Raw genomic sequence first — 20,819 nt, 5'->3', positions numbered from 1 at the left:
CGCGGCCAACGCCATCAGTACAGCACCACCGAGCGAATCGATTCGCCGCTCTTCATCAGGTCGAATCCTTCGTTGATGCGCTCGAGCGGCAGGCGGTGCGTGATCAGGTCGTCGATATTGAGTTTGCCTTCCATATACCAGTCGACGATCTTCGGCACATCGGTGCGGCCGCGCGCGCCGCCGAAGGCCGAACCGCGCCACTCGCGGCCCGTCACCAGCTGGAATGGGCGGGTGGCGATTTCTTCGCCGGCAGCCGCCACGCCGATGATGAACGACTTGCCCCAGCCCTTGTGCGTGCATTCAAGTGCCTGGCGCATCGTGTTGACGTTGCCGACGCACTCGAAACTGTAGTCGGCGCCGCCATCGGTAATCTGCACGATCGCATCGACGACATTCTCGACCTCTTTCGGATTGACGAAATGGGTCATGCCGAACTTGCGCGCCATGGCCTGGCGCGCCGGGTTGATGTCGACACCGATGATCTTGTCGGCGCCCACCATTTTCGCCGCCTGGATCACGTTCAGGCCGATGCCGCCCAGGCCGAACACGACCACGTTGGCGCCCGCTTCGACCTTGGCCGAAAACAGCACCGCGCCCACGCCGGTGGTCACGCCGCAACCGATGTAGCAGACCTTGTCGAACGGGGCATCTTCACGGATTTTCGCCAGCGCGATTTCCGGCACCACGATGTAATTCGAGAAGGTCGACGTGCCCATGTAGTGAAACAGCGGCTTGCCATCGAGCGAAAAGCGGCTGGTCGCATCCGGCATCAGGCCGCGGCCCTGCGTACTGCGGATCGCCTGGCACAGGTTCGTCTTTTGCGACAGGCAGAATTTGCACTGGCGGCATTCCGGCGTGTACAGCGGAATGACGTGATCGTCCTTTTTCAACGTCGTCACGCCGGGGCCCACATCGACCACGATGCCCGCGCCTTCATGGCCCAGGATCGCCGGGAACAGGCCTTCGGGATCGGCGCCGGACAACGTGTAGTAATCGGTATGACAGATGCCGGTCGCTTTTAGTTCAATCAGTACTTCGCCCTCGCGCGGGCCTTCCAGGTCGACTTCTTCGATGGTCAAGGGCGCGCCGGCGCGCCAGGCAATGGCTGCTTTGGTTTTCATGGTGATGGTCTCTGGCTGAGTAAAAAATGGAATGCAGCCATTCTGCAGGCGCGGGCATGGCCACCGGCGCCGCCCGGGCGGAAATGGCAGGATTTGGTGCAATAATGACCGGATCTTCGCCACTGACCGCCCTGCCGATGCCTTCTGCGCCACCTCTGGACACCATCACCGTCGACATCGTCGTCTACCCCGGCTTCAAGGCGATGGAAGCAATCGGCCCCATGTCGGTGTTCGAATACGCCAATCTGCACCTGGCGCGGCAAGGCAAGGCGGCCGGCTACGATGTGCGCGTGGCGTCCTTCAAGACCGGGCCGATCCGCTCGGATACCCTGATGTCACTCGAAGCCACCAAGGTAGTCAACACGCTGGCCCTGCCCCACACCGCGATGGTGGTCGGTGCGCGCCACATCCAGGCGGCGCTGGTCGAAAGCGCCGCCCTGATCGACTGGATCCGCGACGCCGCCCCGCGCCTCGAACGCTTGAGCGCCCTGTGCTCGGGCGCCTTCTTCCTGGCCGCCGCCGGCGTGCTCGACGGCAAACGCGCCACCACGCACTGGGGCGTGGCCGATCGCCTGCACGCCGATTTCCCGGCCATCGACATCGATGCCGACGCCATCTTCATCCGCTCCGGCAATGTCTGGACGTCGGCCGGCGTCACGGCCGGCATGGACCTGGCGTTGGCGCTGGTCGAACAGGACTTCGGCCGTGCACTGGCGCTGGACGTGGCCACCGAGATGGTCGTCTACCTGAAGCGCCCGGGCGGCCAGTCACAGTTCAGCGCCCACCTGCTCAGCGAGCGCACGGCGAAACCGACGATCCGCGAGCTGCAGGCCTGGATCCTGGACAACCTGCACGAGCGCCTGTCGGTCGCCCAATTGGCGGACAAGGCAATGATGAGCGAGCGCCATGTCGCCCGCGTGTTCCAGCAGGAGGTGGGCATGAGCACCCAGGAATTCATCGAAACCTGTCGCTTCGAGCGCGCCACGCAGTTGCTGGCCGACGTGACGCTGCCGCTGAAGACGGTCGCGGCGCGTGCCTGCTTCAGCGACGAGGCGCAGATGCGCCGCGTATTCCTGAAAAAGCTGGGGATTGCGCCGAAAGTGTATCGCGAACGCTTCGCCACTACGGGTGTCGCGGCCGATCGCGCCGCCAACGTGCACGACAACTGACCGCCCCGTGCTACGCTGCTTTTAACCACCACATGCTGAAAGACTGCGATGCAATTTTCCCTGACACGACCCTTGCAACTGTTGGGACAAATGGCACTGGTCGCTGCAGTGCTCGCACCCTGCGCTGCCATGGCTGAGCCAGACATGATCTACCTCGTGCGCCACGGCGAAAAAGCCGCCGACGGCAACGACCCGTCGCTCACGCCGCAAGGCCGGCAACGCGCGCAAAATATCGCAACGATGCTGCACCGTGCCGGCATCACGGCCATCTTCAGCAGCGCCACCGCTCGCACGCTCGAGACGGCGAAACCGCTGTCCACGTCACTCGGCCTGCCCGTGCAGCAATACGACGCAGGCAGGCCAGAGGCGCTGGTCGACAAGGTCAAGGCGCTGCAAGGGCCGGTGCTGGTGGTGGGGCACTCGAATACGCTGCCGCAACTGGTACGCCTGTTCGGCGGTGCGCCGGGGACAGAGATTGGGGACAACGAGTATGACCGGGTGTATCAGCTGGTCAATGGCGCCGATGGCAAAGTGACGACTGTGCTGTTGACGTCGCTGCCAGCAACGCCGTAAGGCCAGCGCACGTCATCTCCCCTGCGCCAGTCGATTTAATTGCTCTCCAGACAGGCCCGGCGCGATCGCCGGCCCCGTCGTACATACCCCCGCACGGCAGCGCCCGCCGTCGTGCAGAATCGACAAGATTGCGTCACAATCAGATGTCGTCGCGTAGCCGACGACCATCACTCGCAACATACCATCATGCATTCACTAGGAGGCTTACCATGCGCTGGGAAACACCTGAAGCAATTGATTTCCGTTGGGGTTTTGAAATCACCATGTACGTGCTGAACCGTTGATGTTTAATTCCGGCAGGTACCGATGAACGATCCTGTCATCGATACCTGCCACTCCGGTTATCAGCGATAACCATGTGAAAGGTTGGATACGCTGTTGAAAATCCGCATTCTTGGTTCGGCAGCGGGAGGTGGTTTTCCGCAGTGGAATTGTAATTGTCTGAACTGTGATGGCATCCGCAACGGCACCATCCAGGCTGTAAGCCGCACCCAATCCTCGATCGCCGTGAGCGACGATGGCATCGACTGGGTCCTGGTCAATGCATCCCCCGACATCCTGGTGCAAATCCGCGCTACACCTGCCCTGCAACCTGCCCGCGCCGTGCGCGACACCGGTATTGCGGCCGTGCTGCTGATGGATGCCCAGATCGACCACGTAACCGGCTTGCTGATGCTGCGCGAGCGCGGCACGCCTCTGCCCCTGTATGCGACCGCCGAGGTATTGGCCGACCTGTCGCACGCGCTGCCGCTCACGCGCGTGCTTGGCCATTATTGCGGCGTCGAATCGCACACGCTGGCAATTGACGGCCAGCCGTTCTCGATTGCGCCGCTGCGCGACACGACGTTCCTGCCGGTTCCGCTGTCGAGCAAGGCGCCGCCTTATTCGTCGCACCGCAACGACCCGCACCCGGGCGACAATATCGGCCTGATGCTGCACGACAGCGCCAGCGGTGCGCGCGTGTTCTACGCCCCCGGGCTGGGCCAGATGACCGATGCGGTGGAAGCGGCGATGCGCCGGGCCGATGTGCTGCTGGTCGATGGCACCTGCTGGAGCGACGACGAAATGATCACGCTCGGCCTGTCGAAAAAGACGGCCCACATGATGGGTCATCTGCCGCAATCCGGCCCGGGCGGCATGATCGAGGTGCTGGCGCGCATGCCGGCGCGCCGCAAGATCCTCATTCACATCAACAACAGCAATCCGATCCTGCGCGAGGATTCGCCCGAGCGTGCCGAACTGGCCACGCACGGCATCGAAGTCGCGTTCGACGGCATGGACATCACCGTATGACGCCCTCCCCCGATAGCAGCGACCAGTTGGCGCCCTGGTCGCGCGCCGAATTCGAACAGAAGTTGCGGGCGATGGGCAAGAGCTACCATATCCATCATCCGTTCAACCTGCGCATGAATGCCGGACAATGCTCGCCCGAGCAGCTGCGCGGCTGGATCGCCAACCGTTTCTATTACCAGTTCATCATCCCGAAAAAGGATGCCGCGATCCTGTCCAATTGCGACGATCGCGCGACGCGCCGCCTGTGGATCGCCCGCATCCTGGACCACGACGGCTACGACGATTACGAGGGCGACGCCCAGGGTGGCATGGAAGCCTGGACCCAGCTGGGCGAGGCGGCCGGCATTCCCCGCGCCGAACTGTGGTCCCTCCAGCACGTGGTGCCGGCGGTGCGCTTTGCCTGCGACGCGTATGTCGACTTTGCGCGCCGCTCGCCGTGGCAAGAGGCGGTGTGCTCGTCGCTGACCGAGATGTTCGCGCCGCAGATCCACAAGGACCGCCTGGCCGGCTGGCCCACCCAGTATCCGTGGGTGGAACCGGCCGGCCTGCATTATTTCCGCAGCCGGATTCCGCTGGCCCAGCGCGATGTCGACCATGGCCTGGCCGTGACGCTCGACTATTTCACGACCAGGCCACAGCAGCAGCGCGCACTCGAGATCCTCAAGTTCAAACTGGACATCCTGTGGGCCATGCTGGACGCCATCGAAAAAGCCTACCCGACATGAACGCTTCCCTCATCCCCGCCACACCGGCCCTGAACCGGCGCTTTCGCCTGCAATGGGAAGACGCCCAGCAGGCCTACGTGCTGCTGTACCCGGAAGGCATGGTCAAACTGAATGGCAGCGCTGGTGAAATCCTGAAATGCTGCGACGGCAAGACCACGGTCGACCAGATCGTGCACGACCTGGAAACCAAATTCCAGGCCACCGGCTTGCGCACCGATATCGAGGGCCTGCTGGCCCACGCCCACCATCACAAGTGGATCGAATGATGCTGCCCACCGATGTTGCCAACAGCGGCGCGCCGACCGTGTCGCCGCCATTCTGGCTGCTGGCCGAGCTAACCTACCAGTGCCCGCTGCACTGCGCGTTTTGCTATAACCCGCTCAACTACGATGCGGTGCGCAATGAATTGACGACGGGTGAATGGGTGCGGGTCATGCGCGAGGCGCGCGCATTGGGCGCCGTGCAGCTGGGGTTTTCGGGGGGCGAGCCGCTGATGCGCGACGACCTCGAAGAACTGGTCGCCGAAGCGCGCCGCCTGGGCTTCTACAGCAACCTGATCACGTCGGGTGTCGGCCTGAATGAAACCCGTATCGCCGCGCTCAAGAACGCCGGGCTGGATCATATTCAGTTGTCGTTCCAGGATTCGACCCGTGAGCTCAACGATTTCCTGAGCAGCACCAAGACGTTCGACCTCAAGCTCAAAGTCGCCAAGCTGATCAAGCAATACGATTACCCGATGGTGATGAATTGCGTGCTGCATCGGTATAACCTGCCGCATGTCGGCAAGATCATCGAGATGGCGCTGGCGCTGGGCGCCGAATACCTGGAGCTGGCCAATACCCAGTACTACGGCTGGGCCATGAAAAATCGCAACCAGCTGATGCCGACGCTCGAACAGGTGCGCGACGCCGAACGCGTGGTGGCGCAATACCGCGAGCGGATTGGCGACGCCTGCAAGCTGCTGTTCGTGGTGCCCGATTATTTTGAGGACCGCCCAAAGGCCTGCATGAATGGCTGGGGCGCGGTGTTTCTCGGCGTGGCGCCGGACGGCGTGGCGCTGCCCTGCCACAATGCGCGTGACCTGCCCGGCTTGAATTTGCCGAACGTGCGCGACGTGGGCCTGGCCGACATCTGGCGCACCAGCACCGCGTTCAACGCGTACCGTGGCACTGACTGGATGCAGGAGCCATGCCGCAGTTGCGACGAAAAGGGACGTGATCTGGGCGGCTGCCGCTGCCAGGCATTCATGCTCGCCGGTGACGCGGCAGCGACCGACCCGGTCTGCAGCAAGTCGCCCAAGCGCGGCGAAGTCGACAAGGTGATCCGCTTTGCCAGCCAGCGCCCGGCCGGGCTGGACAACGCCCATGTGATCGAGCAGCCGATCGTGTTTCGCACGAATGCGAATTCACGCAATCTTCTGCAGACCGACACGTAAGGCGGGTCGGTCCGCAGGGACCAGGTTACAGCGCCGTATCCGTGCGCAGCACCGGATACAGATTCAACCGCTCGTCATACGATGAATGCCGCTTGGCGAAGAACGCCAGGCGCGCCTGCGGATCCTTGGCAAACGCCGGGTCCGACGCCAGGCGCTGCGCAAATTCGGCGGCCACTTTCGGGTCGGCTGCCATCTGCTCGCGCGCCACGTCCTCGGCCACGTAGTCTTCCATGTATTCCTTGCGCTCGAAGGCCGTGTTGAACGTGCCCCAGGCCAGCAGCGAATCGGGCGCCTGCGGCTCGAACATGGCCACCACCAGCCGCGCCTTCGGCTGCGCGATCGGCACGAACAGCGAGCCGGCCGTTACCGCGCGCGGCTCCGCCATCCACTTGCCCGTGACCGTCAGGCGCTGGTGCCCTTCGACCGAGGCCGCGTCCAGCGTGGCCTTGTCGGCGCGGAAAGTCTCGACGTTGGCACGCGCCACGCCCTGGTCCAGCTTGCGGAACACGACGCCGTGCTGGCGCAGCTTCTCGCCGACGATGGCGGCCTGCGCCGCCGGCACGATGTAGCCGGCGCCCGGTGCGGTCACTTCCACATCGGCGACGACCTCGTCGCGCAGCGGCACGCGCCACACTTGCGGCCTGGTTTCATCGTAGCGCGTCATCAGGCCGCCCGAAATTTCGGACGGCTTGCGCGTGTATTCGTAGCCGTTGAAATTGACCATCTCGGTCTTGTCGGTGGTGCGGTAGTTCAGCGCCACCTTCTTGTTGCCCAGTTTTGCGGCGCGCGCGTCGGCCGCGTAGGCCGCCTTTTGCCAGTCCGCGCCGTGCTTTGCGACCTGGTTCAGCACCGAGACCACGGTGTTGCGGGTGATGCGCACACGCACCGGGTATTCTTTCCACGAGTGCGTTTCCACCAGCATCGCCATGCGGTTACGCAGCTGGAAGTAGCCGGTCGAAAAACGCGGATCCGACACGCTGTCCTCGAAGCCCGACATCGGATCGTCCTGCTTCACGAACGACATGTAGTACGACTGCGGCGTCGAGCCTTCCTTCGCAATGTCCTTGATGACATTGGTGCGCAGCGCCAGGCCGGCCTTGCGGAATTCCGGGTCACCCGAGTACACCGGCTCGACCTGGATCGAGATATCGTGCTGGAACTTGGCGCCGTTGGTCGCGTGCAGATCGACATACGTCAGCGGATCCCACGCGTTCACCAGGCCCAGCATTGCCTGCATTTCCGGCGCATCGGCCTTCAGGTAGTCGCGGTTCAGGTTCAGGTTCTGGGCGGTGGTGCGCCAGCCCATTTCCACCGGACCGCGCTGGTTCGGGCGGTTCCATTTGCCGAAGCGCTCGTGCCCGTCGACGTTAAACACCGGCACGAACAGCAGCACCTGCTTGTCGAGCGCGCCCTTGCCCGCGCGGCCTTCGAGGATCTCGCGCAGCGCCAGGAAACCCGCATCCTTGCCGTCGATCTCGCCGGCGTGGATACCGCCTTGAATCAGCGTGACAGGCAAGCCCGCTTTTTTGGCGGCCGCGGGCGTGAACACGCCGTTGTTGTTGGCCACCAGCGCCTTCATCGGGCGCCCTTCCGGCGTGATGCCGAAGTCGATGCACTGCACCTGCTTCGGATACGCCTGCGCAAACGCGGCGCACAGCGCGATCGTTTCATCGTAGCGGCCGGTGGCCTGGAAGCCGGAGCGTTCCGAAATCGTCGTCAGGTCGGGGGTAGCGGCGTGCGCCAGAGGGAATGCAGACAGCAGGGCCAGCAGTAACGCAGAACGAATCATCGAGAAGCTCCGGCAGGTGACAGGGAAGCCGACGATTATAGACGTGTTCTTGACGCAAAGTTAAGTTCTGGAAACACAAAGGGCGGCGCGCCGAATTGGCCACGCCGCCCGTCAATACGGCCGTTCCGCTCAGCGCGGCGGTGCGCCGGGCGTTGGCCTGATCGCGATTTCCTTCACCTGCGGACGCACGATTTCCATCGGCACGACGCGGGCGCGGCTTGTGGTCGAGACCGGGCACGCCTGCGTGGCGCGGTAGGTCAGCGCAGCAGCCAGCAAGCCTTCGCTCTCGTCGCCCACCGGCCGCGTCAGGTCATCGCTGACCTGGCAGGTCGGCGCGAAGCCATCGGTGAAGTCACCAAAGCCCTTGTTGTTGACGCCCTTGAACTCGATCGAGAAATACGTCGTGCCGCAGTTCGGCACCGGCGTGAAGCCATACGGCTTGCCGCAGGTGGTGCCGCCGATCTGGATGACCTCGACATCGGCGCCGCGCAAGCCATTGATCACCGATTCGCTGGCCGAGCAGGTGCCGGCCGTGCTCAGCACCGTCACGCGTTTCAGGCCCAGCGTCGGCAGCGGCGTGCCGGTGCGCACCGGGTTGCTCGAAGCGAAGCCCCACGCAGTCGAGCGGAACGGCAGTGGCGCTTCGCGCGGCAACTTGTCGTTGTACTGCGATTGCTCGAACACCTTGCCATTGGTCGACTCCGGCCCCGAGACCATATACGCCAGCTGGCTCGCCAGGTACAGCAGGCCCCCACCGTTGTAGCGGATATCGAGCACCAGGTCGTTCACGCCGGCCTGGCGGAACGTGGTGAACGCATCGATCAGCTGTTTTTCGGAAACCGCGTTGAAGGTGTCGAAGGTCAGGTAACCGACCTTGCCGCTCGCGGTGTCGATGACCTTGACGTTCTTGACCGGTGCGATGCGCACGTCGGCGCCCGTCATCGTTACTTCGAACGGCACGCCGCCGCGCTGCAGCGTGAAGCGGTGCGCGCTGCCGGCCGTCTCAGGGAACAGGGCCTCGTTGATGCGCGCGATCGATGCCGCGTCGGTCGTGTTGATGAAGTCGATGCCATCGATCTTCGTCAGCTGGTCGCCGCGCAGCAGGCCCGCGGCCGCGCCCGGCGAGCCCGGTTCCACGGCCGTGATCAGCCAGGTGCGCGGCGCCGTGCCGTTCGCGTTGCGCGACCACGTGATGCCATAGCCAAGATCGATGCCCTGGGTCTGCATCGCTTCCCATTCGGCGGTCGGATAGGTGAAGTGGTAGCGGTCCTTGGCTTGCCCGGTGGCCGTCACGGCCGGCGTCTTGAGCACGTCGAAATAGGCGATGGCGCTCTTGAAGTCGGCCATCTTGTAGGTGTTCGGGACTTCGTTGTACCAGAGGTAGTACTGGTTGGTCCAGGCACGCAAAAATTTGAGTTCGTCCAGCAGCGTGCCCTGCACATCGGGATATGCCTTGCCGCTGGCGTCAAAGCCCGTGCGCGGCACCGCGCACTTGTTCCAGTAAGTGCCGTAGGCGTCGCCGAGCAGGTTGGGATTGAGGTCTTCCGGCGTGGCGCCACTGGTGGGCGGGGTTGGGGTCGGGGCCGGCGTCACCGGCGCCGTGTCCGCCACGGGTGGACGGGCGCCGACACCGGGCGAGCCCCCACCGCCGCCGCAGCCGGCGAGAGCGAACAGCGCAGCGAGCGCGCCGGAAATCAGACGGACGGAAACTGCCTTGTGCGGGAGAGAAAATGTCGGGCTCATGCAGATGATTATAGACGGCGGTTTTCGTGCACAACACCACCAACTGTCACAGGTGAGGCCAGGCGACAACGAAGCATGCCAAGCCGACAAGCATCCATCAGACAACGCCGGCGCGTATGCCGCGCCGGCGTGATCAAAACACCATCAGGCCGCGCGCGGTGCCGCGCCCACCGGCGCATGGAATGCCGCCAGCAGCGCCGCTTCTTTTGCCTTCGCCGCTTTCAGGTGCCGTTCCTTGACGTGCCCGTAACCACGGATATCTTCCGGAATGCTGGCCACCGCCACGGCCTGCGCCAGGTTCTCGTCCGTGAGCTTGGGCAGCAGCGCCGCCACCGTCGCGCGGTATTCGCCGATCAGGGCGCGTTCGACGCGGCGCTCGGCCGTGTAGCCAAACACGTCGAACGCCGTGCCGCGCAGGCCCTTGAATTTCGCCAGCACGCCAAACGCGCGCATCATCCACGGGCCGAACTCCTGCTTGATGGCGCGGCCTTCCTTGTCATGCTTGGCCAGCAGCGGCGGGGCCAGGTGGAACTTGAGCGTGATATCGCCTTCGAACATATTGGCGATTTTTTCACGGAACGCCGGATCGGTGTGCAGCCGCGCGACTTCGTACTCGTCCTTGTACGCCATCAGCTTGTACAGGTACTTGGCCACGGCTTCCGACAGGCGCGTGCCCTTGCCCAGGCGCGCTTCCTGCGCCCTGACCTGCTCGACGAAGGCCGTGTACTGGCCCGCATACGCCGCGTCCTGGTACGCCGTGAGCAGCTCGACCCGGCGCTTGACGACATCGTCGAGCGTCTGCATGCGCTTGAACTCAATCACCTTGGCCGGCATCGCCGACTTGCTGACAGCCGCCAGGTCGTGCCCGGCGCTGCGGCCCCAGTTGAAGGCCGCCTTGTTGAACGCAACCGACACGCCATTGAGCTCGATGGCCTTGAGCAGCGAGGCTTCGCGCAGCGGCACGCGGCCCTTCTGGAACGCATAGCCGAGCATGAACATATTGGTGGCGATCGCGTCGCCCAGCAACGCGGTGGCGATGCTGCCGGCGTCAAGGAATTCGACGTTGGCCTTGCCGCAGGCCTGCTCGATCGCGCCGCGCGAACCTTCGGCCGGGAATTGCCAGTCCGGGTTCTTCACGAACGCGGCCGTGGTGGCGGTGCTCGAATTGACGGCGGCCCAGGTGCGGCCTTCACCCATGCGCGACAAGGCATCGCGGCTGGCCGTGACGATCTGATCGCAGCCGATCACGAGGTCGGCGCTGCCGGTGCCCACGCGGGTCGAGTGCAGGTCGGCCTGGTGTTCGGCCAGGCGCACATGCGACATCACGGGGCCGCCCTTCTGGGCCAGGCCGCTCTGGTCGAGCACGATCGCGCCCTTGCCTTCGACGTGCGCCGCCACCGCCAGGATCTGGCCGACCGTCACGACACCGGTGCCGCCCACGCCGGCCACGAGGATGCCGAATGGCGTGGCGACCGATGGAATGACGGGTTCCGGCAGCACGGGTGGCGCAGCGTCTGACGCAGCAGCCTTCTTCGGCTTTTTCAGGCCGCCGCCTTCGACGGTGACGAAGCTCGGGCAGAAGCCCGACACGCACGAATAATCCTTGTTGCACGAGGACTGGTTGATCTGGCGCTTGCGGCCCAGTTCGGTTTCGAGTGGCTCGACCGACAGGCAGTTGGACTGCACCGAGCAGTCGCCGCAGCCTTCGCAGACGGCTTCGTTGATCACGGCGCGCTTGGCCGGGTCGGGGAATTCGCCTTTCTTCCGGCGCCGGCGTTTTTCGGAGGCGCAGGTCTGGTCATAGATCACGGCCGATACGCCGGGCATCTCGCGCAGTTCGCGCTGCACGTCCATCAGTTCGGAGCGGTGACGCACCGTGGTGCCCGGCGCCCAGGCGTAGTCGCTCGGGTATTTGTCCGGTTCGTCGGTGACGACGATGATGGGCGTGACGCCTTCGGCTGCGATCTGGCGGCTGATCATGCCCGGGTCGAGCGGGCCGTCGACGTTCTGGCCACCCGTCATCGCGACCGCGTCGTTGTAGAGGATCTTGTAGGTGATGTTGACCTTGGCGGCCACTGCAGCGCGGATCGCCAGGATGCCCGAGTGGAAGTAGGTGCCGTCGCCCAGATTGACGAACACGTGCTTCTCGTCGGTGAACGGCGACTGGCCAATCCAGGTCGTGCCTTCGGCGCCCATGTGCGTGAAGGTCGACGTTTCACGGTCCATCCACAGCACCATGTAGTGGCAGCCGATACCGGCCATCGCGCGCGAGCCTTCCGGCACCTTGGTCGAGCTGTTGTGCGGGCAGCCCGAGCAGAAATACGGGATGCGGTCGGTTTCCGGGTTCGGCTTGGCCGGAATGTTACGCAGCACCAGCTCTTTGGCTTCGAGGAAGGCGATGCGCTGCGCGACGCGCTCGGCGACCGGGTGGCCGGCGCAGTAGTGCCCGATGCGCGAAGCAATGGCGCGTGCGATCTGCGCCGGGTTCAGCTCGTACGTGGCCGGCAGCAGCCAGTCGCCGTGGCCCATGCGGTTCTTGTTGCTCCACTCGCCCGTGTCGTCGAACTTGCCGACCACGCGCGGACGCTCGCCGTCGGGCAGGTTGTACAGCTCTTCCTTGAGCGCGTATTCCATGACCTGGCGCTTTTCTTCGACCACCAGGATTTCATCGAGGCCCCGTGCAAATTCGTGCACGCCTTCGGCTTCGAGCGGCCAGGTCATGCCGACCTTGTACAGGCGCAGGCCAATGTCCTGCGCGGCCTGCTCGTCGATGCCGAGGTCGGCCAGCGCCTGGCGCGTGTCCAGATAGCTCTTGCCGGCGGTGATGATGCCGATCTTCGGCTGCGGGCTGTCCCAGATGATGCGGTTGAGCTTGTTGGCGCGCGCATAGGCCAGCGCGGCATACCATTTGTGGTTGCTCATCCGAACTTCCTGATCCAGCACGGCGTCCGGCCAGCGGATGTTCAGGCCGCCCTCGGGCAGCTGGAAGTCGGTCGGGATCACGGTCTGCACGCGGTCCGGATCGAGATCGACGACAGCGCCCGACTCGATGATGTCGGTGACGCATTTCATCGATACCCACAGGCCCGTGTAGCGGCTCATGGCCCAGGCGTGCAGGCCGAAATCGATGTATTCCTGCACCGACGACGGATACAGCACCGGGATCCCGCAGTGGGTCAGGATGTGGTCGGACTGGTGCGCGGTGGACGACGATTTGGCCGCGTGGTCATCGCCGGCCAGTACCAGCACGCCGCCGTATTGCGACGAGCCGGCGTTGTTGCCGTGCTTGAACACGTCGCCGCAGCGGTCGACGCCCGGGCCCTTGCCGTACCACATCGAGAACACGCCGTCGTACTTCGCGTCCTTGTACAGATTGGTTTGCTGGGTGCCCCAGACAGCGGTCGCCGCCAGGTCTTCGTTCATGCCGGGATGGAACTTGACGTGGTGCGCGTCGAGGTGCGCCTTGGCCTTCATCGCGGTCTGGTCGACCGAGGTGACGGGCGAGCCGCGGTAGCCGGTGATGTAGCCGGCCGTGTTCAGGCCGGCCTTGACGTCGCGCTCGCGCTGCAGCATCGGCAGGCGGATCAGCGCCTGCGTGCCGGTCATGAAGGCGCGGCCGCGCTCGAGCGTCCATTTGTCGTCGAGCGTGATGTCTTGTGCAGGTGCGGATGCGGGCGACGGCGACGCCAGGTGGGCGCGGTCCAGGGGTGCGTTCATTGTGTCTCCAAGAAACTGGTGGCGGTTGCCGGAAGCGGTGCATTTCCTGCATCTCGCTTCTTGGAGGGAGTGGTCTCCCGTCTTGCGCCAGTATAGACCTGCCCCCCCAGCATTAAATTCCAAACAATTCCCCCTCCTTCTTGAATTGCGCAATAAAATTGCCATACAAAAGACGGACGTGGGGAAGGTATGTCAAAGATTGAGCTGGATAAAACAGATCGTAAAATCCTGGAGATTTTGCAGAACGATGGCCGGTTGTCGAACCAGGATGTGGCCGAGCGCGTGAACCTGTCGCCGTCGCCATGCCTGCGCCGCATCAAGCGGCTGGAAGAAGCGGGCGTGATTCGCCAGTACGTGGCGCTGCTCGACTCGGACAAGATCGGCCTCGGCCTGCTGGCGTACGTGAACGTGCGCCTGGAAAAGCACAGCGAAGTGGCCAGCACCACGCGCCAGCCGGGCTTGCCGGCAACGTCGCCCCGCAACGATTTCGCGGTGTCGGTGGGCAGCTGGCCCGAAGTCGTCGCCTGCTATGCGATGACGGGCGACATGGACTTTTTGCTGCGCGTGCATGTGGGCGACATGGACCACTTCTCGCGCTTCATGATGGGCACGCTGCTCAAGCATCCGGCCGTGCTGGATGTGAAGTCGAGCTTTGCGCTGCAGCGGATCAAGGAAACGACGGCGATGCCGCTGGTGTGAGGTCGGTTGCGCCGCCGCTCGTAGGAGGTGGTGCGTTGACCGACGTTGAACGCGTGGACGGCAGAGCCGCCTCGCCGGCCGCGTCCACCCTACGCGATAGCTTACTTTTTCGGCGTGAAAAACTTCACCGCGGCCCGCGTGTTGGCCTTGACCGTGTAATCGATCGCCGCGAACTGTTCCTCCAACGCCTCGGCCATCACGCTGCCCGGGCTGGGCGGCGGCAATTCAAGGTGGGCATCGGCCTCGCCGTATTCGCGCGTGACGACCATCCCGGCTTTCTTTGCGATATGCATCATCGTCTTGTTGGACGTCAGGCACTGCATGTAGAGCGTGTCGACGTCCGAATTGCGGCAGTGGATCGCCGCGCGCTGGAACAGGCGCGTGCCCACGCCCTGCCCGCGCGCCGAGGCCGACACCGAGACGCCAAACTCGGCCACCTGCGCCTTGGCCGTGCCGGTGCGCCCTTCGGTCGGCGCGAACGCCAGGTGCCCCATGCCCACCAGCTGGAACACATTGCTCACGACACCAAAGACAATGTCGCGCTCGAAATCGAGCTTGCCGACATAGGCCGTGATGCCGTCGTCGGACATCATGCTGCCAAAGCGCAGCAGGCGGTCATCCTTGTCGAGCGCGAGCAGATGGCGCAGCACGCGGCGGCGGTCGCGCTCGTGCAATTCCTTGACCAGGACCGGCGGCTGCCCCTTCTTGCCGCGCAAGCCCTGTAACCAGCGGCGTAATGGATTGTCCAGCATGTTCCCACCTTCCCGTGCGCGACAACCAGTCGATGTCGCCCGTAAATCTTAGCCGATCCGGTCGGCGTCTGCCTTGCTTGTCCCTGTGCCCGTACCAGTGCTGCCGACGGCGCCCTCCTTCGGACGCTCGCGCCGCGCCTGCTCCGGCGCTGGCCCTGCCGGCTCGTCTTCGTCGCGCCACTGCGCCTGCTCGCTGACGACGAAGCGGCCCTTGCCAGCCTGTTTGGCGGCGTACATGGCCTGGTCGGCCTCGGCCAGCAACGCTTCCTGTCCGCGCGCCGCGCCCATCTGGCCGCGCGCGCTGGCGATGCCGATACTGGCCGAGATCCTGATGGCATGACCATCGGCCTCGGTGATCGATTCGATTTCGGCCAGCACCAGGCGCGCTACGCGCAGCGCGCCGTCGCGCGACGTCACGTCTTCGAGCAGGATAACGAATTCATCGCCGCCCAGGCGCGCCAGCGCATCTTCGGCGCGCAGCCTGGCCTGCACGCGGTGCGCCACGGTCTTGAGCACCAGGTCGCCGGTCGCATGGCCCCAGGTATCGTTGACTGCCTTGAAGCCGTCCAGGTCGATGAACATCAGCACCACGACGCTGTCGCGGCGGTCGGCGCGGGCCAGCGCCCGTTCGAGCAGGCGGGTCAGTTGCCGGTAGTTGATCAGGCCGGTCAGGCTGTCGTGCTGGGCCAGGCGCTCGAGCTGGACCGACTGCGCCTGCAGCTCGGCAGTGCGCTCGGCCACGCGCTGCTCAAGCGTTTCGTTGGCCGCCTGCAGGCGGCGGTTGACGACGCCGATGATGCGGTAGCTACGGCGCAGGCGCACGCCAGCATAGGCCAGCAGCACCAGCAACAGGCCGGAATACGCCGCCAGGTAACCGCGAAAACGCTGGCGCTCGAGCAGCACGGTGGTGAACGAACGCTCGAATTCCTGCTCCAGGCGGTCGAGCACGATGTCGCTGCCGACGGCAGCGATCTGCGCTTCGAGCAGGTTTTCCAGCGGCCGCTTTTCGAGGATCACGCGGCTGCTCAGGATCACGGCGTCCATCTTGTCGACGACGGCGGGCGAAAAGGCGATCTCCTGGGCGGCGACATTACCCAGGATTTCTTCGATACGGCTGGCCAGCGCGGGCGATGGGGCGATGTTGTAGCGCAGGATGTCGGTCAGCAGCGCATTGAGGGTCGTATCGAGCCGCACGACGAACTGGGCCGGTGCCAGCGCGCCTTCGATGCCGGAAATTTCGGTCTTGAGGTCGGCCACCGCCGGTGGCATGTGCAGCAGCGCTGCGCGCAGGCGCGGATTGTGCCGCGCGAACTCGGCCACCAGCATTTCCTTGTTGCGCAGCGCCGTGCGCAGATCGGCGCAGGCCTCGGTGGCGGCGCGGCTGCCGGTCAGTGGCGCGGCTTGCTCCAGACGCGCCATCAGGATGCGCATGCGCGGCAGTTGCGAACTCAGGTCGGGCCGGACGCTGGCGCGGCCGGTGTGGGCGCGCAGCAGGTTGGCGTCCCATTCGGCGTCGAGCTTTTCGAATTCGCGCAGGTTGAGCAGGACGTTGCTGCGCACTTCGGGGTCGATCACCTCGGTGCGGGTGTACAGAAAGACCAGCAGCGCGCTCATCAATACGACGGCCAGGCTCGCCAATAACAGGCGGCGGCGCCGTAGCCAGCTCCCTACCCGCCGTACCAGCATCCTGAACATCGTTTTTCTCCAACGCAACAATTGACCATGTGGAAGAATAACAAACCGCTGGCCCACACTGTACGCAGGGTGTAACTACATGTAACTGTGACGCTCTACAGAGCGGTTTTTCACACTTTATTACAAATGGCAGCCACTGCCTCCACGCGCGCCTGGTGTACGGCCTGGGCAATTCGGTCGCGCTGGTCGCAGCGCGCCGCCACGGCGCCGGCGTCCACGCCACGCGCCGCGCCAAGGGCTTGCAGCAGCCAGTCCCCTGCCGGGTCGTGTTCAGTATTTTTGGCGTGACAACGCGTGGCCAGCAGCATCTGGACAAAGCGCGCGCTCTTGCGGAAGGCATCGCTGCGCTCGAACAGCGTGACGAGCGCGTCGGCATCGAGTTCGCGTGCCTGCGCAAGCACGCCATGCTCGCGCGCCGTCATCAGGGCCAGGTCGCGGCATTCATTGGGTACCTTCAAGCGCTTGGACACCGCCTCGACGGCCGCCGTGCCAGCGTCGCGCATCAGGGCCGCGAAACGGATCTCCAGCGGGTGATCCTGCTGCGCGGCGGTGTCGATGACGCGCAGCGTGCGCTCTTGCGTGTCGAGCTCGGGCAACAGGCGCGCGAGCGCGCCGCACTCGTCCAGCACGACCAGCATGCGCGACGGCTGGCGTTCCATCAGGCCGCGCGCCAGCTCTTGCCAGACACGCTCGGGCACGAGGGCGTCAACCTCCCCCGCCTCGACCATCTGGCGCATCAGAGCATTGGTGTCGCCCGCCACCTTGAATTCGGGCAGGCGCGCGGCAAAGCGCGCAACGCGCAGGATGCGCACCGGGTCTTCGGCAAAGGCGTCGGACACGTGGCGGAACAGGCGCGCTTCCAGGTCACGCTGGCCGCCCAGCGGGTCGACGATCACGCCATCCTCGCCCTGCGCCATCGCATTGATGGTCAGGTCGCGCCGCACCAGATCCTGTTCGAGCGTGACATCGGGCGCCGCATGGAACACGAAGCCGTGGTAGCCGGGCGCGGTCTTGCGCTCGGTGCGCGCCAGCGCGTATTCCTCGTGCGTCTTCGGGTGCAGAAAGACCGGAAAATCCTTGCCCACGGCGCGAAAGCCGGCCTCGATCATCTGTTCGGGCGTGGCGCCCACGACCACGTGATCGTGGTCCTTGACCGGCAGCCCGAGCAGCGCATCGCGCACGGCGCCGCCGACAACATAACTGCGCATTGTTTACTCCGGCAAATCGGCGTCGTGCAACGGCGTCGGGTGGTTTTCCAGCATCGCTTCGTTCACCCAGCGCGCCACGGCCGGATGGGCCAGCACGCGCTCGCAATAGGCTTGCAGCGCCGGGGCCAGCATCACGCCATAGGTCTGGAAACGCAGCACGATCGGCGCATAGAAAGCGTCGGCAACCGAGAACGCGCCGAACAGGAACTGGTGATGGCCGAAGCGCGACAGGCAGTCTTCCCAGATTTCGCAGACGCGGCCAATGTCGGCCTGCGCGCCGTGCGTGCGGCCGCGGCCTGGCAGGCGGGCCTGGATATTCATTGGCATGGCGCTGCGCAGTTCGCCGAAGCCGGCGTGCATCTCGGCCACGATCGAGCGCGCCAGCGCGCGCGCCGCCACGTCCTGCGGCCACATATGCTTGTCAGGAAATTGCTCGGCCAGGTATTCGGTGATCGCCAGGCTGTCCCACACCGTCATTTCGCCGGCCAGCAGCACCGGGACGCGGCCCGCGTGCGAGTAGCGGGCAATCTCGTTGGACGTATCGGGCTGGTCGAGCAAGACCTTGATTTCAGTGAACGGAATCCCGAACGCCATGGCCGCGACCCAGGGGCGCATCGACCATGACGACAGGTTCTTGTTGCCGATGATGAGCGTCAAGCCGGGGCTGCGGGTCTGGTCCAGGGTGTGCGTGAGAATCGGGTCGCGTTCGATGGTCTGCATGGGGTCTCGTCGGGTACGTGGCGAAGGGCGTCCCGGGCGGCGCATGAAAGCCCGGGACGGCTGCGGTAATCGACATCAGCTTGCGGCCCAATGCCACGGCTGTCAAGGCGCTCGCCCGGCGACCGGGCGAACCGCGGCCTGGTCAGCCTGTCAATCCAGCACGGACGTGGATGGCCGCGGCGTGATCGTGCCCAGGCGCGCCTTGAGCGACTGCGGCTTGCCTTCGAAGATCGACGCATAATTGGTGGCGTTGGCCATCACGTTGCGCACGTAGCCGCGCGTTTCGGTGAACGGGATGGTTTCGACGAAGATCGCCCCTTCCATTGGCGCGTCGAGCCGGCTGCGCCAGGTGCGCGAGCGGCTCGGGCCGGCGTTGTAGGCGGCCGTGGCCAGCACTTGCGAGCCTTCAAAATTGTTGAGCACCATCGTCATGTAGTTGGCGCCGAGCGTGATGTTCACGTGCAGGTCGTTGAGCATGCTGGTGACAAAGTTGTTCAGGCCAATCTTGGCCGCCACCCACTTGCCGGTGGCTGGCATCACCTGCATCAGGCCCGATGCGCCCACGCCCGACCGTGCATCGCGGATGAAGCGCGACTCTTGCCGGATCAGGCCATACACCCAGGCCTTGTCGAGACTCAGGCCCTGGGCCGTGGGCCGCAATACGTCGAGGTGCGGCGCCGGGAAGCGCTGGTCATAGCTGAACTCGGTGCGCGTGCGCAGCGATGTCTCGACCATGCGGTCGAGCAGCTCGTTGCGGCGCGCCAGCTCGGCAGCGGCCAGCAACTGGCGTTCGGACAGATTGCGCAGACCCCAGCTCCATTCGCGGTTGCCTTCGGCGCGCAGGCGCAGATCGTAGAATTTGATGGCCCGCTGCAGACTCTGGTTCGCCGTGGCCTGAGCCAGTTCGGCGGCCGTGATCGGCGCGATCGGGGGCGGCGCGACGACCTGGTTGCCCAGCTCTTCCTGCGCCAGCTGGGTATAGAAGGTCGTCTGGCCGGCAATGCTCTGCCACTGCGCGCGCGCCTCGGCCGGACGCCCTTCGCCCTGGTGCGCGCGCCCGAGCCAGTAGACCCAGGTCGAGTCGACGCGCAGGGCCGGCGGCATCGTCTCAATGGTGGTGCGCACGGTTTTCCAGTCGCCGCGGCGCAGCGCCATGCGTGTTTTCCACTGCATCTGGAAGTCGCTCAGGGGCGCGCCATTCGCCCGTTCCCAATACGCGTGCGCTTCGGGCGCCAGCACGATCGAGGCGGCCAGCGCCACATTGGCCCAGCCGATCGCGCGTTCTTCGGGCGTCAATTGAGCGCTGTTCTTTTCGAGCCCAGCCACGGCCAGGCGCAGCGTGGTGCGCGCCATGCGGCCCACGGCGACCAGGTACAGTTCGCGCTCGGCGCGGCTGTTGCCGATCCCGCGCGCCATCGCCACGGCGGGCAGGTCGACTGCCTGGGTGGCGCGGGTTTCGGGTAAGCCAAGCAAGACGGCAGCGCGGCGCGCCGGGCCGCTGGCATTGTCCAGACCCGCCAGACGCAGCTGCGTGAGCAGATCGGCTTCGGTGAACTGGCCATTGGCCACCAGCTGCGCAATCAGTGCGCCGCAGGCGTCACCATAGCCGGCAGGGGTTTTCAGGAGTACGCGCGCTTCGTCGGCGACGCGCTCACCGCGCTCGGCCCTGGCCAGCAGCGCGTAGCAGCGGATCGGCAGGCTGCCTGACTGGGCCAGCGTGCCCGCTTCGCGTTCAAAGGTGTTCCATTCGCGGCGCTTGCCCAGCTCCATCAGCCATTCGGCGCGCAGCTGTTCAGCCACCGCCGTGCCTTCGTGGCGCCGCAGCACTTGCAGCACCTCGTCCTGGATGGCATCGCGCAGGCGCGGTTTCAGACGATAATAGTCAACGTAGGACGCCAACGGGTAATTGGTCACCGGCAGGCGCGACGCAATGGCGTTGGCCCGTGCTTCGTCGTTCTGACGCGCCGCTTCGCGCAGCAACATGAAGTTGTCGTCGTCGGCGCGGCTGGCGGCGCCCGCCACTGTGGGCGCACCCGCCGGAACGGGAGACAGTGCTACCTCGGGCGCGGGTGCTTCCGGGTCTTCCTGGGCCGCTGCGCCTGGCGCAAACGCCAGACTCAGAACAAGGGCAATAGCAGCCGGCAACACGCCGACAGGCAATTTCGATTGAAACATCTACC

17 protein-coding genes are annotated in these 20,819 nt (G+C 65.0%); 8 read left to right on the top strand and 9 right to left on the bottom strand.

What is annotated here, in order from left to right; genetic code table 11:
- Window positions 1-14: 14 nt before the first annotated feature.
- Window positions 15-1,121 carry an S-(hydroxymethyl)glutathione dehydrogenase/class III alcohol dehydrogenase gene (locus AC56LW_RS20550; RefSeq protein WP_332531961.1) on the bottom strand — a complete coding sequence of 369 codons (1,107 nt, stop codon included), beginning with the start codon at window positions 1,119-1,121 and terminating at the stop codon, window positions 15-17.
- 104 nt (window positions 1,122-1,225) lie between these two features.
- Here AC56LW_RS20550 and AC56LW_RS20545 point away from each other — a divergent pair, with 104 nt between their 5' ends.
- The 7 genes from AC56LW_RS20545 (at window position 1,226) to pqqE (ending at window position 6,316) form a co-directional block, all read left to right on the top strand.
- On the top strand, window positions 1,226-2,290 hold the full coding sequence (locus AC56LW_RS20545) for a GlxA family transcriptional regulator (protein ID WP_499637195.1): 1,065 nt from the start codon (window positions 1,226-1,228) through the stop codon (window positions 2,288-2,290).
- 129 nt (window positions 2,291-2,419) lie between these two features.
- A complete protein-coding gene (locus AC56LW_RS20540; protein WP_499637193.1) occupies window positions 2,420-2,863 on the top strand; it encodes a SixA phosphatase family protein in 444 nt (147 codons plus the stop codon).
- A gap of 143 nt (window positions 2,864-3,006) precedes the next feature.
- Entirely contained in the window at window positions 3,007-3,147 is a 141-nt protein-coding gene (gene pqqA / locus AC56LW_RS20535; protein WP_499571611.1) for a pyrroloquinoline quinone precursor peptide PqqA, read from the top strand.
- 91 nt (window positions 3,148-3,238) lie between these two features.
- Window positions 3,239-4,156, top strand: a complete 918-nt coding sequence (gene pqqB / locus AC56LW_RS20530) for a pyrroloquinoline quinone biosynthesis protein PqqB (protein WP_499637289.1) — start codon at window positions 3,239-3,241, stop codon at window positions 4,154-4,156.
- Window positions 4,153-4,881, top strand: a complete 729-nt coding sequence (pqqC, locus tag AC56LW_RS20525; protein ID WP_499637191.1) for a pyrroloquinoline-quinone synthase PqqC — start codon at window positions 4,153-4,155, stop codon at window positions 4,879-4,881. Before pqqB ends, pqqC begins: the two co-directional genes overlap by 4 nt.
- Window positions 4,878-5,147, top strand: coding sequence for a pyrroloquinoline quinone biosynthesis peptide chaperone PqqD (gene pqqD, locus AC56LW_RS20520; RefSeq protein ID WP_499637189.1), 270 nt, complete (start codon window positions 4,878-4,880; stop codon window positions 5,145-5,147). The genes pqqC and pqqD overlap by 4 nt, the downstream gene beginning before the upstream one ends.
- A complete protein-coding gene (pqqE, locus tag AC56LW_RS20515; RefSeq protein WP_499637187.1) occupies window positions 5,144-6,316 on the top strand; it encodes a pyrroloquinoline quinone biosynthesis protein PqqE in 1,173 nt (390 codons plus the stop codon). The genes pqqD and pqqE overlap by 4 nt, the downstream gene beginning before the upstream one ends.
- Before the next feature lie 25 nt (window positions 6,317-6,341).
- Here the strand turns inward: pqqE and AC56LW_RS20510 are convergent, their stop codons facing one another.
- The 3 genes from AC56LW_RS20510 to AC56LW_RS20500 form a co-directional block, all read right to left on the bottom strand.
- Window positions 6,342-8,105 carry a M14 family metallopeptidase gene (locus AC56LW_RS20510; RefSeq protein WP_499637185.1) on the bottom strand — a complete coding sequence of 588 codons (1,764 nt, stop codon included), beginning with the start codon at window positions 8,103-8,105 and terminating at the stop codon, window positions 6,342-6,344.
- A 129-nt stretch (window positions 8,106-8,234) separates the two neighbouring features.
- On the bottom strand, window positions 8,235-9,848 hold the full coding sequence (locus tag AC56LW_RS20505; RefSeq protein ID WP_499637184.1) for a S41 family peptidase: 1,614 nt from the start codon (window positions 9,846-9,848) through the stop codon (window positions 8,235-8,237).
- A gap of 144 nt (window positions 9,849-9,992) precedes the next feature.
- Window positions 9,993-13,565 (bottom strand): indolepyruvate ferredoxin oxidoreductase family protein, encoded by a 3,573-nt coding sequence (locus tag AC56LW_RS20500; protein WP_499637182.1) that lies wholly within the window; start codon window positions 13,563-13,565, stop codon window positions 9,993-9,995.
- A 189-nt stretch (window positions 13,566-13,754) separates the two neighbouring features.
- On the opposite strand from AC56LW_RS20500, the gene AC56LW_RS20495 reads away from it, so the two are divergent.
- On the top strand, window positions 13,755-14,264 hold the full coding sequence (locus tag AC56LW_RS20495) for an Lrp/AsnC family transcriptional regulator (RefSeq protein WP_183554481.1): 510 nt from the start codon (window positions 13,755-13,757) through the stop codon (window positions 14,262-14,264).
- 101 nt (window positions 14,265-14,365) lie between these two features.
- Here the strand turns inward: AC56LW_RS20495 and AC56LW_RS20490 are convergent, their stop codons facing one another.
- The 5 genes from AC56LW_RS20490 to AC56LW_RS20470 form a co-directional block, all read right to left on the bottom strand.
- Window positions 14,366-15,016 carry a GNAT family N-acetyltransferase gene (locus AC56LW_RS20490; RefSeq protein WP_499456350.1) on the bottom strand — a complete coding sequence of 217 codons (651 nt, stop codon included), beginning with the start codon at window positions 15,014-15,016 and terminating at the stop codon, window positions 14,366-14,368.
- 48 nt (window positions 15,017-15,064) lie between these two features.
- On the bottom strand, window positions 15,065-16,711 hold the full coding sequence (locus tag AC56LW_RS20485; RefSeq protein WP_499637180.1) for a diguanylate cyclase: 1,647 nt from the start codon (window positions 16,709-16,711) through the stop codon (window positions 15,065-15,067).
- Between the two features lie 110 nt (window positions 16,712-16,821).
- A complete protein-coding gene (locus AC56LW_RS20480) occupies window positions 16,822-17,919 on the bottom strand; it encodes a multifunctional CCA addition/repair protein (RefSeq protein WP_499637178.1) in 1,098 nt (365 codons plus the stop codon).
- A gap of 3 nt (window positions 17,920-17,922) precedes the next feature.
- Complete coding sequence (locus AC56LW_RS20475) at window positions 17,923-18,639, bottom strand: glutathione S-transferase family protein (protein ID WP_332531950.1); 717 nt, start codon at window positions 18,637-18,639, stop codon at window positions 17,923-17,925.
- Between the two features lie 150 nt (window positions 18,640-18,789).
- Window positions 18,790-20,814, bottom strand: coding sequence for a lytic transglycosylase domain-containing protein (locus AC56LW_RS20470; protein WP_499637177.1), 2,025 nt, complete (start codon window positions 20,812-20,814; stop codon window positions 18,790-18,792).
- Window positions 20,815-20,819: the final 5 nt, after the last annotated feature.

The organism is Telluria sp. LT2P80, assembly GCF_059685955.1.
The sequence above is the reverse complement of the archived record's forward strand: the minus strand, read 5'-3'. Positions and strand labels throughout refer to the sequence as shown.

Excerpts from the sequence above, each read along its gene's own strand:
- AC56LW_RS20550 (WP_332531961.1), bottom strand. The coding sequence starts at position 1,121 with ATGAAAACCAAAGCAGCCATTGCCTGGCGCGCCGGCGCGCCCTTGACC.
- AC56LW_RS20545 (WP_499637195.1), top strand. The coding sequence starts at position 1,226 with ATGACCGGATCTTCGCCACTGACCGCCCTGCCGATGCCTTCTGCGCCA.
- AC56LW_RS20540 (WP_499637193.1), top strand. The coding sequence starts at position 2,420 with ATGGCTGAGCCAGACATGATCTACCTCGTGCGCCACGGCGAAAAAGCC.
- pqqA (WP_499571611.1), top strand. The coding sequence starts at position 3,007 with ATGTCGTCGCGTAGCCGACGACCATCACTCGCAACATACCATCATGCA.
- pqqC (WP_499637191.1), top strand. The coding sequence starts at position 4,153 with ATGACGCCCTCCCCCGATAGCAGCGACCAGTTGGCGCCCTGGTCGCGC.
- pqqD (WP_499637189.1), top strand. The coding sequence starts at position 4,878 with ATGAACGCTTCCCTCATCCCCGCCACACCGGCCCTGAACCGGCGCTTT.
- pqqE (WP_499637187.1), top strand. The coding sequence starts at position 5,144 with ATGATGCTGCCCACCGATGTTGCCAACAGCGGCGCGCCGACCGTGTCG.
- AC56LW_RS20510 (WP_499637185.1), bottom strand. The coding sequence starts at position 8,105 with ATGATTCGTTCTGCGTTACTGCTGGCCCTGCTGTCTGCATTCCCTCTG.
- AC56LW_RS20505 (WP_499637184.1), bottom strand. The coding sequence starts at position 9,848 with ATGAGCCCGACATTTTCTCTCCCGCACAAGGCAGTTTCCGTCCGTCTG.
- AC56LW_RS20500 (WP_499637182.1), bottom strand. The coding sequence starts at position 13,565 with ATGAACGCACCCCTGGACCGCGCCCACCTGGCGTCGCCGTCGCCCGCA.
- AC56LW_RS20495 (WP_183554481.1), top strand. The coding sequence starts at position 13,755 with ATGTCAAAGATTGAGCTGGATAAAACAGATCGTAAAATCCTGGAGATT.
- AC56LW_RS20490 (WP_499456350.1), bottom strand. The coding sequence starts at position 15,016 with ATGCTGGACAATCCATTACGCCGCTGGTTACAGGGCTTGCGCGGCAAG.
- AC56LW_RS20485 (WP_499637180.1), bottom strand. The coding sequence starts at position 16,711 with ATGTTCAGGATGCTGGTACGGCGGGTAGGGAGCTGGCTACGGCGCCGC.
- AC56LW_RS20480 (WP_499637178.1), bottom strand. The coding sequence starts at position 17,919 with ATGCGCAGTTATGTTGTCGGCGGCGCCGTGCGCGATGCGCTGCTCGGG.
- AC56LW_RS20475 (WP_332531950.1), bottom strand. The coding sequence starts at position 18,639 with ATGCAGACCATCGAACGCGACCCGATTCTCACGCACACCCTGGACCAG.
- AC56LW_RS20470 (WP_499637177.1), bottom strand. The coding sequence starts at position 20,814 with ATGTTTCAATCGAAATTGCCTGTCGGCGTGTTGCCGGCTGCTATTGCC.